At 74.8% G+C, this 13,131-nt stretch carries 14 protein-coding genes; 7 read left to right on the forward strand and 7 right to left on the reverse strand.

Translation table 11 applies throughout. The features are described from left to right. Positions 1-7: 7 nt before the first annotated feature. Together HH311_RS14310 and HH311_RS14315 are read right to left on the reverse strand one after the other, a co-directional pair. A complete protein-coding gene (locus HH311_RS14310; RefSeq protein ID WP_169184345.1) occupies positions 8-1,918 on the reverse strand; it encodes a primary-amine oxidase in 1,911 nt (636 codons plus the stop codon). 13 nt (positions 1,919-1,931) lie between these two features. Beyond that, positions 1,932-3,398, reverse strand: coding sequence for an APC family permease (locus HH311_RS14315; protein WP_169184346.1), 1,467 nt, complete (start codon positions 3,396-3,398; stop codon positions 1,932-1,934). Between the two features lie 291 nt (positions 3,399-3,689). On the opposite strand from HH311_RS14315, the gene HH311_RS14320 reads away from it, so the two are divergent. Further along, positions 3,690-5,129 (forward strand): APC family permease, encoded by a 1,440-nt coding sequence (locus tag HH311_RS14320; RefSeq protein ID WP_312030148.1) that lies wholly within the window; start codon positions 3,690-3,692, stop codon positions 5,127-5,129. Next, on the forward strand, positions 5,126-5,869 hold the full coding sequence (locus tag HH311_RS33315) for an IclR family transcriptional regulator C-terminal domain-containing protein (protein WP_169184348.1): 744 nt from the start codon (positions 5,126-5,128) through the stop codon (positions 5,867-5,869). The genes HH311_RS14320 and HH311_RS33315 overlap by 4 nt, the downstream gene beginning before the upstream one ends. A gap of 36 nt (positions 5,870-5,905) precedes the next feature. Here the strand turns inward: HH311_RS33315 and HH311_RS14330 are convergent, their stop codons facing one another. From HH311_RS14330 to HH311_RS33320, 4 genes are read right to left on the reverse strand one after another with little or no spacing between them, the layout of a single operon-like run. Next, the gene (locus HH311_RS14330; RefSeq protein WP_169184349.1) at positions 5,906-6,496 is read right to left on the reverse strand and encodes a hypothetical protein; all 591 of its coding nucleotides are present in this window, start codon (positions 6,494-6,496) and stop codon (positions 5,906-5,908) included. A 23-nt stretch (positions 6,497-6,519) separates the two neighbouring features. Next, complete coding sequence (locus tag HH311_RS14335; RefSeq protein ID WP_169184350.1) at positions 6,520-6,957, reverse strand: response regulator; 438 nt, start codon at positions 6,955-6,957, stop codon at positions 6,520-6,522. Further along, positions 6,950-8,533 (reverse strand): ATP-binding protein, encoded by a 1,584-nt coding sequence (locus tag HH311_RS14340; protein ID WP_169184351.1) that lies wholly within the window; start codon positions 8,531-8,533, stop codon positions 6,950-6,952. Before HH311_RS14340 ends, HH311_RS14335 begins: the two co-directional genes overlap by 8 nt. Then, complete coding sequence (locus tag HH311_RS33320) at positions 8,530-9,810, reverse strand: SpoIIE family protein phosphatase (protein WP_169184352.1); 1,281 nt, start codon at positions 9,808-9,810, stop codon at positions 8,530-8,532. Before HH311_RS33320 ends, HH311_RS14340 begins: the two co-directional genes overlap by 4 nt. Positions 9,811-10,021: 211 nt before the next feature. Here HH311_RS33320 and HH311_RS14350 point away from each other — a divergent pair, with 211 nt between their 5' ends. From HH311_RS14350 to HH311_RS14370, 5 genes are all read left to right on the forward strand, one after another. Then, a complete protein-coding gene (locus HH311_RS14350) occupies positions 10,022-10,978 on the forward strand; it encodes a non-heme iron oxygenase ferredoxin subunit (protein WP_169184353.1) in 957 nt (318 codons plus the stop codon). Between the two features lie 12 nt (positions 10,979-10,990). Then, positions 10,991-11,344 (forward strand): Rieske 2Fe-2S domain-containing protein, encoded by a 354-nt coding sequence (locus tag HH311_RS14355; protein WP_169184354.1) that lies wholly within the window; start codon positions 10,991-10,993, stop codon positions 11,342-11,344. Positions 11,345-11,495: 151 nt separating this feature from the next. Beyond that, positions 11,496-11,663 (forward strand): hypothetical protein, encoded by a 168-nt coding sequence (locus tag HH311_RS14360; protein ID WP_169184355.1) that lies wholly within the window; start codon positions 11,496-11,498, stop codon positions 11,661-11,663. 76 nt (positions 11,664-11,739) lie between these two features. Then, positions 11,740-11,904, forward strand: coding sequence for a hypothetical protein (locus HH311_RS14365; protein ID WP_169184356.1), 165 nt, complete (start codon positions 11,740-11,742; stop codon positions 11,902-11,904). A 151-nt stretch (positions 11,905-12,055) separates the two neighbouring features. Next, positions 12,056-12,490, forward strand: a complete 435-nt coding sequence (locus tag HH311_RS14370) for a TIGR03618 family F420-dependent PPOX class oxidoreductase (RefSeq protein ID WP_169184357.1) — start codon at positions 12,056-12,058, stop codon at positions 12,488-12,490. Here the strand turns inward: HH311_RS14370 and HH311_RS14375 are convergent. Further along, entirely contained in the window at positions 12,478-13,074 is a 597-nt protein-coding gene (locus HH311_RS14375) for a CGNR zinc finger domain-containing protein (protein WP_312030149.1), read from the reverse strand. The two genes, HH311_RS14370 and HH311_RS14375, sit on opposite strands and share 13 nt — an antisense overlap. Positions 13,075-13,131 lie beyond the last annotated feature (57 nt).

The following is a 13,131-nucleotide window of genomic DNA, read 5'->3' on the forward strand; positions in this document are numbered from 1 at the left end:
CGGGGGGTCACCCGTGGCAGTGCCCCGACCGGCTCGGCGGGACGTCGAGCGCCGGGTTGGCGTCGAAGAACCCGACCGGCTTGAGGGTGAAGCCGGTGTACTCGACGGGCATGACCGGCCAGTCCTCCGGGCGCGGGAAGTGCGTGGTGCCGAAGGTGTGCCAGACGACGATGTCCTCGCCGTCGACCGGTCGGTCGGCCTGCGTCCAGGCCGGGAGGCCGGCGCCGCCGGGGTTCTGGTTCACGAAGTCGCCCGCGGGGTAGCGCTCGTCGGGCCGGTAGGGCGTGACCCAGAGGTTCTGCGTGGCGAACCCGGCCCGGGCGTGGATCGAGGACCGCTCGTCGGCCAGCAGCGTGGCCTTGTTCTCCGGGTGCAGCGCGTAGCCCACCGGGCGCCCGAGGGCGTTGGTGCTCTCCGGGTTGACGATGTGCCAGGTCCGCACCACCGAACCGTCGTTGCGCCGCTTCGCGCTCTGCTCGCTGGTCAGTCGGGTGACCTTCCGTCGGAACGCGTTGCCCTGGGGGTTGTCGGGTCCCATCGGCACCCGCTCGGCCTCGACCTCGTCGACGGCGTTGCGGACCCCGTCGACGGTCATGTCGAGCCGGGCGCAGAACAGGTGCTGGTGGTACGGGGCACCGAGCCCGGGCGCGACCTCGCTCGCGTACTGCCCCGGCGTCGCCGAGGCGAAGACCAGGCCGGTCGCCTTGACCTCGAGCTCGATCGTCCCGTCGAGGTAGAGGTACCAGTAGAAACCGTAGTCGTAGTTCCCGATCGGCACGAAGAACGAGATCACCAGACGGCGCTGGCGACGCACTTCCGAGGCCTGCGTGAAGAACAGGTCGGTGTGCTTCCAGAGCACACCGTAGTCCTCCTCGTGCATGCAGATCGCATTCGTGATGGTGCGCGGACGGCCGTCGTCGTCGGCGACCACGGCGTCGGTGTAGTGGATGTCGCCGAGGCAGTCGCAGCCCAGGCGCAGCGAATCGGCGTACCGCGCGAACATGTACTCGCCGCAGTCGAAGTAGTTCTGCCAGAACCGCACCGGGGCGGGGTCGGCGTAGGGCACGACCATCTCGGCGACGCTCGCCCGGTAGACGATCGGGCGGCCGTCGAACGCGACCTGGTGCAGGGTCAGCCCCTCGCGCTCGTTGAACCCGTAGCGCAGGTCCCACTTGCCCCAGCGGACGTGGTTGCCCTCGACGGTGAAGCTGCGCCCCTCGGGCTGGGTGATCTCGATGGGCCGCAGCGAGTCCAGCGGCGGGCCCTGCACCGCGGGGTCCTGGAAGTTGCCGGACACGTCGGGCACGGCCACCTCGCCGCTGTCGATCACCCGGTCCACCGTGCGGGCGGTGAGGTCGACGTAGGCGACGAGCCCGTCGATCGGGTGGGCCCACGGGTGGTCGTCGGGGCCGTCCTGCCGGAACCCGAACGCGCGGGCCATGCGCCGGCCGACCTCCTCGGGGTAGTCGTACACCCCGGCCGAGAGCGGGACGGCGCGCACCGTCGCCGGGTCGATGCCGCGGGCAGCGAGCGCGTCGGTCCAGCGGCGGTCGGCGTTGAGGATGTCCTCCATCGGCTCGAACTCGCTGTCGATGATGGGCGGCTGGCCGTCGCGAGGCGGGTCGAGCTCACGGGCCGAGACCACCTCGCGGCGGGTCGCGGAGACGACGGTGTCCCAGCTCCGGCCGCTGTCCAGGTCCAGCAGCACCGCGCGGAAGCGGCGCTCGACGGGGTCGCCGTCGCGGTGGGCGAGGACGGCGGCCTTCTCCGGCTCCTCGAGGTCGGCGAAGCAGTAGCGCACCCGCTCGGTGAGCAGGCCCGCCTCGACGAGCACCTCGCGGACGGCGTCGAGCTCGGCGGCGGTGGGCAGGGCGAGCGGGTGGGTGACGGTGGTCCCGACGGGGGCCGTGGCGGTCATGGTCGGTGTCCTCTCAGGCGGGGGTGGTCGTGGCGGCGGGTGCGGCGGCGAGGCCCTCCCCCGCGCCGGGCCCGGCGGGGGCGTGGTCGCGGCGGACGACGGCCAGCACGATCCCGACCGCGGTGACGACGGCGAGCAGCCCGCCGATGCCGAGCGCGAGCGCGGTGGAGCCGCCGATGAGGGTCGGGAAGTTCGCGACGGTCAGGACGAGGCAGACGGCGAGGCCGAGGAAGCCCAGCGCGGGGGCGACGCGGGTGTGCCAGACACGCCGGTCGAGGCCGCTGCGGGCGAAGAACACGATGACGGCGAGGCAGGTCAGCACGAGCAGCACCAGCACGCCGAGCGTCGCGGTGCCCGCGGCCCAGGCGAAGACCTGCGCCACCGGGTCCAGCCCGGCGAGCACGCAGACCGCGATGATCACGAACGAGAGCGCGGTCTGCGCCAGCGAGGCGGCGTGGGGCGAGCCGTGCCGCGGGTGGGTGGCGGCGAGGCGGGCCGGCACCGCGCGGTGCCCGCCCAGGGCGTACCAGTACCGGGCGGCGACGTTGTGGAAGGACAGGATCGCCGCGAAGATGCTGGTCACGAGCAGGACGCTGACGACGTGCCCGGCGACCGGCCCGAGCCAGGTCTCCACGGTCGTCAGCAGCATCGTCCCGGGGTTCGCGGCCGCCTCGGTGACTGCGGCGTCGTCGCCCCACGCGGAGACCACCGCCCAGGTGGAGATCGCGTAGAAGACGCCGACGATGCCCAGCGCGAGGTAGGTGGCGCGCGGGATGGTGCGCTGCGGGTCGCGGGCCTCGTCGCGGAACACCGCGGTGGCCTCGAAGCCGATGAAGCTCGCGACGGCGAACATCACCGCGATCCCGACCGCGCCCGAGGTGATCCGGCCGGGCGAGAGGAACGCCGTGGAGAGGCCCTGCGCGCCCCCGCGGACGGTCACCACCGCGTCGAGGACGAGCACGATCGCGATCTCGGCGCACAGCAGCACCCCGAGCACCCGGCTGGAGAGCTCGATGTGCCGGTAGCCGAGCACGGCGACGAGAGCCATGAGGATCCCGGTCCAGACCCACCACGGCAGGCTCGGGCCGCCGAAGCCGGTGACGAGCTCGTCGATCGCGGCGCCGACGTAGCCGTACACGGCGGCCTGCACCGCGGCGTAGGTGGCGAGCGCGAGGAACGCCGCCCCGAGCCCGAGCGGGCGGCCGAGCCCGTGGCGGATGTAGGTGAAGAACGCCCCGGCGTCGGGCACGTGCGGGCTCATCGCGCAGAACCCGACCGCGAAGAACAGCAGCACCACCGCGCAGAGCACGAACATCGCGGGGAACGCCGCGCCGTTGCCGGCGCCGATCCCGAGCGGCACCGCCCCGGCGATGACGGTCAGGGGCGCGGCCGCGGCGACGACCATGAACACGATGGAACCGGCGCCGAGTTTCCCGGACAGCGTCCGGGGCGGTGCTCCGGTGTCGGAGGCGAGGGTCATGGGGGCTCCCGGAAAGGGCGGTGGATGACGCGGCTCACCGTCGCGGCGCCATTCCCGCCCGGTCAAGGGACCGTTCCCGGTCGCGGGAGCCGGATCTCCACCCGTTCTCGCGGAAAGCGGTCCCGTCGGCGGGTCGTTCCCGGAACGGAGAATCGGGGCGGGGAATCCGTGGTCGAACGAGAAACGCCGGGAGATCGATTCCCGTTCGGCTCGGTCGCCCGCGGAGAAGACATTCCGTCGGGGTGCCCGCACGCTCTACGGTACGGCGGTGCGCAGCGACGGAGGTCACCGGTGAGGGGCGTGCCGGTGCTGCGCGCGCGCTCGCCGGTGGCGGGTCTGCGGCGCCGCACCCTCGGCCCGTTCGGGGTGCTCGCGCAGTCGGTGGCGACGACGGCCCCGGCCGGCGCGGTCGCCGCCACTCCCCTGCTCGTCGCCGCCGACGCCGGGCGCGACGCGCCGTGGTCCTTCGCCGTCGCCGCCGTGCTGGTCGGGCTGGTCTGCGCGTGCATCGCGGTGTTCGCCCGGCGGATGGCCGCCGCGGGCGGGCTCTACAGCTTCACCGCCAAGGGGCTCGGCCCCGGCGGCGCGTTCGCCTGCGCGGTGTCGGTGGTGGTCGGCTACGCGCTCCTGGTCGCGGCGGCGCTCGTCGGCGCCTCCTGGTACGCGCGGGCACTGGTGGAGCGGCTGTGGCCGTCGGCCGCGGGCGAGACGACCCCGATCGGCATCGCCGTGATCGTCGTGCTGGCCGTCGCGATCGCGTGGTGCGCGGTCCGCGGGGTCCGGCTGACCGGCCGGGTGATGCTGGTGATCGAGGGCTTCTCGATCACGCTGATCCTCACGGTGCTCGTGGTGCTCGCGCTGGCCACCGCCCACGGACCCGGGCCCGGGCCGCCGCTGCCGCCCTCCGGCGGGGTCGGGGGCGTGGCGGCCGGGGTGCTGCCCGCGGTCGCGGCCTTCATCGGCTTCGACAGCGCGACCGCGCTCGGCGTCGAGGCCCGCCGGCCCTTCGCGACGGTGCCGCGGGCGGTCGCCACGACCGCCGGCGGTGCCGCGCTGCTCTACCTCGCCGCGGCGCTGGTGAACCTGGCCGCACCGGGCGTGCTGCCCGCGCTGACCGTCGCCGGGACGCTGGGCGGCACCGGGGCGGTCACCGGGATCTGGGCGCCGCTGCTGCTCGACGCGGGGATCATCGCGTCGTTCTCGGCGTGCACGCTGGCGGCCCTGAACACCCTGGTGCGGGTGCTCTTCTCGCTCGCGCGGGAGGGGGTGGCGCCGGCGCTGCTCGGGCGGACCCACCGTCGTCACCAGACCCCCGCGGTCGCGGTGGCGGCGGCCGTGCCCGTGCTCGCCGCGGCACCCGTCGTCGGGACCCTGGTCGGGGTGCCGCCGCAGACCCTGCTCGGCGGCCTGCTGGCCGTCGCCGCGGTGGGCTTCCTCGCCGCCTACCTGCTGGTGTGCCTGGCCGCGCCGCGCTTCCTCGCGCGGATCGGCGAGCTGACCCGCGGGATCGTGGTGGTGGCCGCGGTCGCCGTGCCCGCGCTCGCCGCCGTCGTGGTGGTGGCGCTGGTCGTCGACGGCGGGGCGGTGCTCGCCGTCGTCGTCGGCGCCCTGCTGCTCGCCGGGCTCGCGGGGTGGCTCGCCCTGCGTCGCGCCCGCCCGTCGGCGCTGGCCGGGATGGGCGTGTACGACGAGACGACGACGGCCGACGTGCACACCGGCGCGGCGCGGTGAGCCCCGCCGACGGCGCGATCGGCGGCCGCCAGCCGCAGGCGGTCCGCAGCGCGCTCGCCGTGCTCGAGGCGGTCGCGGCGGCCGGCGTCGGCGTCACCGCCAAGGAGATCTCGACCGACCTGCGCATCCCGCCGGCCACGACCTACCGCCTGCTCAACCTGCTCGTGGCCGAGGAGTACCTCGTCCGGCTCCCCGACCTGCGCGGCTTCGCGCTCGGGCGCCGGGCGGCGAACCTCGCCCCGGCCCCGCTCGCGATCCCGACCGCGGCCCGCACCGTCATGGAGGGCCTGCGCGGGCGGGTGCGCTGGGGCGCTCACCTGGCCGGTTACGTCGGGCACCGCATCGTCTTCCTCGACCCGGACCCCGACCACCCGCCCGCCGACCCGGAGGAGCTCACCCGCCACCCGCACGCCACGGCCGTCGGCCGGCTGCTGCTCGCCGAGCACGAGGAGCACCTGCCGCAGGGGACCCTGGCCCGGCTGACCCCGGCCACCGTGGTCGACCGGGGCGAGCTGCGGCTGCGGCTCGCGGAGGTGGCCGAGCGGGGCATCGCGCGGCAGTGCGGGGAGTTCCGCGCCGACTACGGCTGCCTGGCCGTCCCGGTGCGCGCACCCGACGACGGCCGGCTGGTCGCGGCGCTCGTCCTCACCGGGGCGGCCGCGCGGGTCGCCGCGGCGGGCGCGGACCTCGTCGAGATCCTCGAGAAGCACGCCGCCGAGCTCGCGCCGCTGCTGGCCTGAGCCGGCGCCCTCAGGAGGCGGGCCGGTCGGGCGCCCTCAGGAGGCGGGCCGGTCGGCCCCGCCGTCCCCGGACCGCTCCCCGTGGTCGGTCCTCCCGCCGCCCGCGACGCGGGCGATGGCGCCGAGCAGCGAGGGGTTGTCGGCGCCGACGAACTCCCAGGCCCGCGCGAGGCCGAGCGCGAACAGGACGATGACGATGATCGCGAGGTTGTCGACCACGGCCACGTCGGCCGGCCGGGCGAGCAGGCGGAGCCCGTCCCAGAGCTGCGCGCCGTAGAGGACGCCCTGCCCGAGCACGAGCACCACGCCCTGGGCGAGACGCCCCGGCCGGTCGCGGCCCTGACCCGCGAGCAGCACGAGCATGACGACCATCGAGGCCAGCCCGGCCGCCCCGAGCGCGATCGACACGCTCCCGAGCTCGGCCCGCGGCCGCAGGGCCAGCAGCGAGAGGAAGAGCGTGTTGAGGAACGCCGAGAGCGCGGTGACCGAACGCAGCCGCACGGTGATGTGCGCCGTGCGCGACGCGGCCCCGGGGCGCACCGAGATCGCGACGAACAGCAGCCCGATCAGCGCGCCGGCGACGGTCGCGGTGGCGACGAAGAACTCGTGCCAATCCTCGGGGACCACGCCGGGAGACCCTAGACCCGGGCTCAGCGGGGCAACTTGACCACCGTGACGAAGAAGTCGTCGATCTGCCGGATGACGTCGATGAAGCGCTCGAAGTCGACCGGCTTCGCGACGTAGGCGTTCGCGTGGAGGTTGTAGCTGCGCAGGATGTCCTCCTCGGCCTGCGACGTCGTCAGCACGACGACCGGGATCGAGCGCAGCGACTCGTCGGACTTGATCTCCTCGAGGACCTGCCGGCCGTCCTTCCGGGGCAGGTTGAGGTCGAGCAGGATGAGCCCGGGGCGGGGGGCGCCGGCGTGCTCCCCCTCGCGCCGCAGGAACGAGATCGCCTCGACGCCGTCGGGGACGACGTGCAGCTGGTTGCGCAGCTTGTGGTGCTCGAACGCCTCCTTGGTCATGAGGACGTCGCCCTCGTCGTCCTCGACGAGCAGGACGTCGATCTCGGCGGCGGGGTCAGACACGGGCTTCCTCCTGGTGGTCGGACGCGCTCGGCACCGCGGTGTCGGGCGTGGGGTCGGGCTCGTCGAGGACCGGCAGCGCGACGACGAACGTGCTGCCGGGCGGCGCCGAGTCCTCGAGCCAGATCGACCCGCCGTGGTGCTCGACGATCTTGCGGCACATGGCCAGCCCGATCCCGGTCCCGGGGTAGGCCGACTTCGGGTGGAGCCGCTGGAAGATGGTGAAGATCCGGTCGGCGTACTCGGACTCGATCCCGAGGCCGTTGTCGGCGAACCGCAGCAGCCAGCGCCCGCCGTCGCGCTCGGCGGTGACGTGCACGCGCGGCGGGTCGTCGCCCCGGAACTTGAGCGCGTTCCCGAGCAGGTTCTGGAAGACCGTGGCGAGCAGCGCCGGCTCGGCCCGCACGCGCGGCAGGGGGCCGTGGGTGATCTCCCCGCCGGACTCCTCGAGGGCGCCGGCCAGGTTCTCCACGGCCCGGTCGAGGACGGCGCCCGCGTCGAGGACCTCGGCGTTGCCGTCGCCGCGGCCCACCCGGGAGAACGCGAGGAGGTCGTTGATCAGCACCTGCATGCGCTTGGCGCCGTCCACCGCGAACTCGATGTACTGGTCGGCACGCTCGTCGAGCTGGCCGGCGTAGCGGCGCTGCAGGAGCTGGCAGAAGCTCGCGACCTTGCGCAGCGGCTCCTGCAGGTCGTGCGAGGCGACGTAGGCGAACTGCTCGAGGTCGGAGTTCGAGCGCTCCAGCTCGCGCCCCGCCTCCTCGAGCTCGTGGCGCGCGGCCTCGATGTGGGCCATCTCGGCGACGAGCGCCTGCCGCATCGCCTCGACGTCACGGCCCAGCGCGTTGATCTCCCGCGGTCCCCGCGTGCCGACGTGGCGGTCGACGTCGCCCGCGGCGACCTCGCGGACCTCGGCGGCCAGGCGCTCGGTGGGCCGGACCACCACGCGGGCCAGCCAGGTCAGCAGGGCCACGAGCCCGACCGCGAGCAGGACGAGCACTCCGATGCCGACGAGCCGGACGGTGGTGGCCGCCGAGTCGACGGCGGCCCGCGCCGCGTCCCGCTCGGTGGACAGGTGGTCCACGAGCGTGTCGGCGGCGGCGCGGACGCGGTCGAAGCCGGCCTTGCCGACCTCGGGCGAAGGCAGCGGGGCCCGCGCCGCCGTGGCCGCGGCGACCGGGTCGGCGTAGCTGCGGTGCCAGTCGGCGGAGGCGGCCTCGACCGCGTCCAGGTCCGCCCGGGTCTGCGGGGAGACGAGGGCCCCGCGGACCCCGGCCACCTGCTGGGCCTCGTCGGCGCGTCCCTGCCGGTAGGGGTCGAGGAAGGCGGGCAGCCCGGCCAGGGCGTACCCCCGGATCCCCGTCTCCTGGTCGAGCAGCGCGGCCTCGAGCCGGGAGGCGGCGAGGGCCGCCGGGTCGAGCCGGTCGAGCAGCACGGTGCGATCGCGGTCGAGGTTCGTCATCGCGAGTCCGGCGAGCACCGCGGCCAGGACGAGGACGACCGCTCCCACGGCCCCCGCCATCACGAGCAGCCGTCGCAGGGACCGCCGGTCGACGACCTCCGGCTCGGCGCCGCTCACCGGCGCGAGACCAGGAGGACGGCGGCCACGTCGTCGGCGCGCTCCTCGGTCAGCTCGCCGACGCGCTGCAGGACGCAGTCCAGGAGCCGGTCGGGGTCGACGTACCAGGGCGTCGGTGCCGTGTCGTCGGGGCCGGGGACGGCCACGTCGTTCTCCTCCCGGTCCTGTGCGGCGCAGTCGTCGAGCACCCGCAGCAGTCCCTCCGTGTCGAGCACCGACCCGTCCACGCCGTCCCACGAGGCCCCGTCCGGTGGTGCGCCGTCGTAGGGGCGGCCCTCGACGAGCCCGTCGGTGTAGAGCAGCAGCGCCCAGCACGGGGGGAGGCCGACGTCGAGGACCTCCCAGCGGTCGTCGAGCACGACGCCGATCGGGCGGCCGAGCCGGTCGACCGGCAGCGGGCGGGCCGGGCCGTCGGGCGGCAGCAGGAGCGGCGGCGGATGACCGGCCAGGCGCAGCCGGGCGCGGCGCAGGTCGGGGTCGATCGTCAGGAGGGCCAGCGTCGCGAAGACGCCGGTGCGGTCGCGCTCGTGGACGAGCAGGCGGCTCAGGGTCGGCAGCAGCGAGGCGTCATCGGCGCCGGACAGGACCATGGCGCGCCAGGCGATGCGCAGGTTCACCCCGAGCGCGGCCTCGTCGGGACCGTGGCCGCAGACGTCGCCGATCACCACGTGCAGGGTGCCGTCGGCGCCCTCGATCGTGTCGTAGAAGTCGCCGCCGAGCAGCCGCCGGGCCCCGCCGGGCTCGTAGCGCACGGCGACGTGGATGTCGGGGTTGGTCAGCAGCGGCGTCGGGAGGAGGCCCCGCTCGAGGCGGACGTTCTCCTCGGCGCGGGCCTCGGCGTCCCAGAGCTGGCGGCGGACCCGCTCGCCGCGGACGCGCTCGACGGCGTAGCGCAGCGCGCGGGTCAGCGAGGCGCCGTCGACGGCGTCCTTGAGCAGGTAGTCCTGGGCGCCGGCACCCACCGCCCGGATCCCCAGGGCCTCGTCGTGCCGGCCGGTCAGGACGACGACCGCGGCGCCGTGGCCGGCGGCCAGGACCCGCTGCAGCGCGTCGAGGCCGTGGGCGTCCGGGAGTGCGAGATCGAGCAGGACGCAATCGACCGCGTCGACCGCGTGCGCGGTCACCTCCGCGACGGTCCTGACCCGCTTCAGCGCGATCGTCAGCCCGCTGAGGGCCTCGGCGTCGGCGAAGTGCTCCGCGACGAGCAGGGCGTCCGCGTCGTCGTCCTCGACGACGAGGACGGAGAGGGGCGCAGACTCGTCGGGCGTCCGATCCACGGCACCTCCTCTGCCCGATCACGGCCCGGGCGCCGTCCGGGTGAAGCGCGCTACCGGACGGAAACCCTAACGCGTGCTCGGGGGCCGCCCCGCAGGCGCTGCTGCCCCTCCCTCGGTGGGGGTCACGGGCTCCGCCGGGAGGCGTAGCGGCGCCCGCGAATACCGCGTCGACTATGGCGGCGATCACAACCGAGGTGAGATCGTCAGCTCCATGACGGGCACCGTTGAGGACGCCTCGCCGGCGTCACGCGCCGCTCGCGTGGCGACGACCTGGCACCGGGACGCGTTCGAGGCCGTGCAGCGGTGGTCCTGGCTGCAGGACCTCAACGACCGCGTGACGGCGGCCGTCGAGCCCGTCTACGACCGCTACCGTGACAATCTCGTCCTCGAGCTGATGCACGGCGGCCGCTGGGTCGGGCACTCGCTGCACCCGGCCCTGTCCGACCTCCCGATCGGGCTGTGGTCGAGCACCTTCGTGCTCGACCTCGCCGGGCAGGACGGGGGCGACGACGGCCGCCGGGTCGGCCCCGCCGCCACGCTCAGCGCGGCCGGTCTCGTGGCCGCCGCCGCCACGGCGGCCACCGGCGTCGCCGACTGGAACGTCAGCGACGGCGAGGACCGCCGCGTCGGGCTCTTCCACGGCCTGCTCAACGGCGCCGCCATGGCGCTGCAGGGCGCGTCGCTCGCCGCCCGGCTCGCGGGGCGTCGCGGGACGGCGCGGACGCTGGGCGCGGGGAGCCTCGCCGTCACCGCCGCGGCGGGCTTCGTCGGCGGGCACCTGGTCCAGGGCCGCGCCGTCATGGTCAACCGGGTCGCGACGACGACCGGACCCACCCGCTGGGTGCGCGCGGTCGAGGACGGCGACCTGCCCGAGGGCACGCCGGTCGGCTGCGAGGTCGAGGGGCGCAAGGTGCTGCTGTTCCGCCGCGAGGGCGAGGTGCACGCCCTCGACGACGTCTGCAGCCACGCCGGCGCGCTGCTGCACCGGGGCGAGGTCCAGGGCTGCGCGATCGTCTGCCCGCTGCACTTCTCGGCCTTCGACGTGCGCGACGGCTCGATCGTCCGCGGGCCCGCCCACCACCCACAGCCCGTCCTGCCGGCCCGCGTCCGCAACGGATGGGTCGAGGTCCGGGGGAGCCAGCCACGGGGCCGGCGGAAGTCAACCTGAGAGGAAGCGGCGATGGCCTGGGAAGCAGTGGCGGACCTCGACCAGCTCGAGGAAGGCGACATGATGCTCGTCGACATGGGCGAGCCGATCTGCGTCGTCCGGCTGTACGAGGACGAGGCGGTGGCCGTGCACAACACGTGCACCCACCAGCAGCAGCCGCTCAACGAGGGCTACCTGCAGGAGGACGACAGCCTCATCTGCCCCGCGCACAACTCCCGGTTCGACCTCCACACCGGCGTGCCCACCGGTGTCCCGGCCGTCGACCCGATCCCCGTCTACGCCTGCAAGATCGAGGACGGGGCGATCTGGGTGGACGTGGAGCAGCAGCTCAACGACGCGGCCATCCCCCACAAGCCGTATCACTGAGGTCCTCGCACCTCCTACGCCCACCACACGATGAACCGGTGACGACGGCCGCTCGGCCCGGCTCCACCTGCGCGCGACCGCCCAGATCCTCGAGGCCGGGGTCATCCCGCTGCTCCTGCTCGTCGCGGCCGGTCTCGGGCTCCTGTCGGTCGTGCTCGCGACGTGGCTCGGCATCTGGGTGCTGGTCGCGTCCATGGGGCTGATCGCCCTGCTGGCGGTCCGCCGGGCGGGCCTGCCGTGGTGGAAGGGCCTGCTGCTCATCCTCGCGCTGGTCGTGCTGGCGCTGCTCGTCGTCGGGGTGAAGACGCTCGGGCACTGAGGTTCGGTCAGGTGACCCTCGCCCGCGGGGCTGTTCGTCCGCTTCACTGGTCCGACTCCCGACGAGAGGGCACGTGATGACCGGTTCGCCGACTCCCCCGCTGTCCCCGGCGGCCGAGGTCGAGGTGGGTATGGAGGTGGGTGTCGAGGTGGGTGTCGAGGCCGACGAGGCCGGCGAGCTCGCGGCGTTCCTGGCGGCCGAGAAGGTCGCCAACGACTACCACCCGGGCCTCGAGGTCTGAGCCGGAGGACCGCGACCCGGCATGGGTCGACTGCGAAGGCCTCCGGAGCGACCGAGTCGCCGCGACTCGGTCGCGCGGCCACGGATCCGTCCGCTGCCGCGCCACCCGGGGCCGGGCCGGCGCGACCCCTCGAGGAGGCAGACTCGCGGTCATGGAGCTCTCCGACGTGTTCGCGCTGTGCGCGGGCGAGCAGGGCCTCGTCGTCGTGGCCACGGCCCGCGCCGACGGGACGATCCAGTCCTCGGTCGTCAACGGCGGCCTGATCCCGCACCCCGTCACGGGCGAGCAGGTCTTCGCCTTCGTGACCTACGGGCCCGCGAAGCTCGGGAACCTGCGCCGCCGCCCCTGGACCGCGGTCACCGCCCGCTCGGGGTGGCGCTGGGCGACGGTCGAGGGCACCGTCGAGATCGTCGGGCCGGACGACCCGCTGCCGGGCGTCGCCGAGGACCGGATCCCGGGCCTGCTCCGCGACATCTTCACGTCGGCCGGCGGCACCCACGACGACTGGGACGAGTTCGACGCCGTGATGGCCCGCGACCGCCGCGCCGCGGTCCTCGTCACGCCCACGCGGATCTACTCGAACTGACCCCCGTGGTGGCGGCGGTAGTGCCGCGCCACCCGGGCCCGGTTCCCGCAGCCGGCCGAGCACCATTCGCGGCGCGCGTGCTGCCGCACGAAGTACAGGACGCAGCCCGGCGCCCGGCACGCCCGCAGGTCCGCCGACCCGGCGAGCAGGTCGACCGCCTGCTCCGCCACCGCGGCGACGACGGCGAGGGCCGCCGATCCATGCGACCGGGTCACCCGCACGAGCGCCCCGCCCTCGTCGCGCTCCAGCGCCGACCACGTCGGGGCGGCGGACGCCGCGTCGTTCACGACGGCGACCGCCTGGTCCGCATCGGTGACGGGTGAGGTCCAGGTCGGGCGGTCGTCGGCGGTCGCCTCGGCCGCCAGGCACCGCAGCGCGTCCCGCAGCGCCCGGAGCCGGCGCAGCGCCTCGTCGTCGACGGTCCCGTCCGGCCGGCCGAGCCCGCGAGCGGCACCGCCGAACCACGCCCGGGCCTGCTCGGGGTCGTCGAGCGTGTCGTGCACCCCCTGGCGGTCCGCCCACACGGTGTTCATCAGCTCGACGGGCCACGGCTCGCCGCCGAGCTCGACCGCCTCCGTCGTCACCCGCACCTCCTGGATCTAATGCCTAGGCGCTCCACTGCCCGTTTGACTTTGCCACGC

It is taken from the genome of Actinomycetospora sp. TBRC 11914, from assembly GCF_012933465.1.
Classification (GTDB): Bacteria; Actinomycetota; Actinomycetes; order Mycobacteriales; family Pseudonocardiaceae; genus Actinomycetospora.

Bases quoted from the DNA above. Each gene is read 5' to 3' on its own strand.
- HH311_RS14310 (WP_169184345.1), bottom strand. From the start codon at position 1,918: ATGACCGCCACGGCCCCCGTCGGGACCACCGTCACCCACCCGCTCGCC.
- HH311_RS14315 (WP_169184346.1), bottom strand. From the start codon at position 3,398: ATGACCCTCGCCTCCGACACCGGAGCACCGCCCCGGACGCTGTCCGGG.
- HH311_RS14350 (WP_169184353.1), top strand. From the start codon at position 10,022: ATGACGGGCACCGTTGAGGACGCCTCGCCGGCGTCACGCGCCGCTCGC.
- HH311_RS14355 (WP_169184354.1), top strand. From the start codon at position 10,991: ATGGCCTGGGAAGCAGTGGCGGACCTCGACCAGCTCGAGGAAGGCGAC.
- HH311_RS14365 (WP_169184356.1), top strand. From the start codon at position 11,740: ATGACCGGTTCGCCGACTCCCCCGCTGTCCCCGGCGGCCGAGGTCGAG.
- HH311_RS14370 (WP_169184357.1), top strand. From the start codon at position 12,056: ATGGAGCTCTCCGACGTGTTCGCGCTGTGCGCGGGCGAGCAGGGCCTC.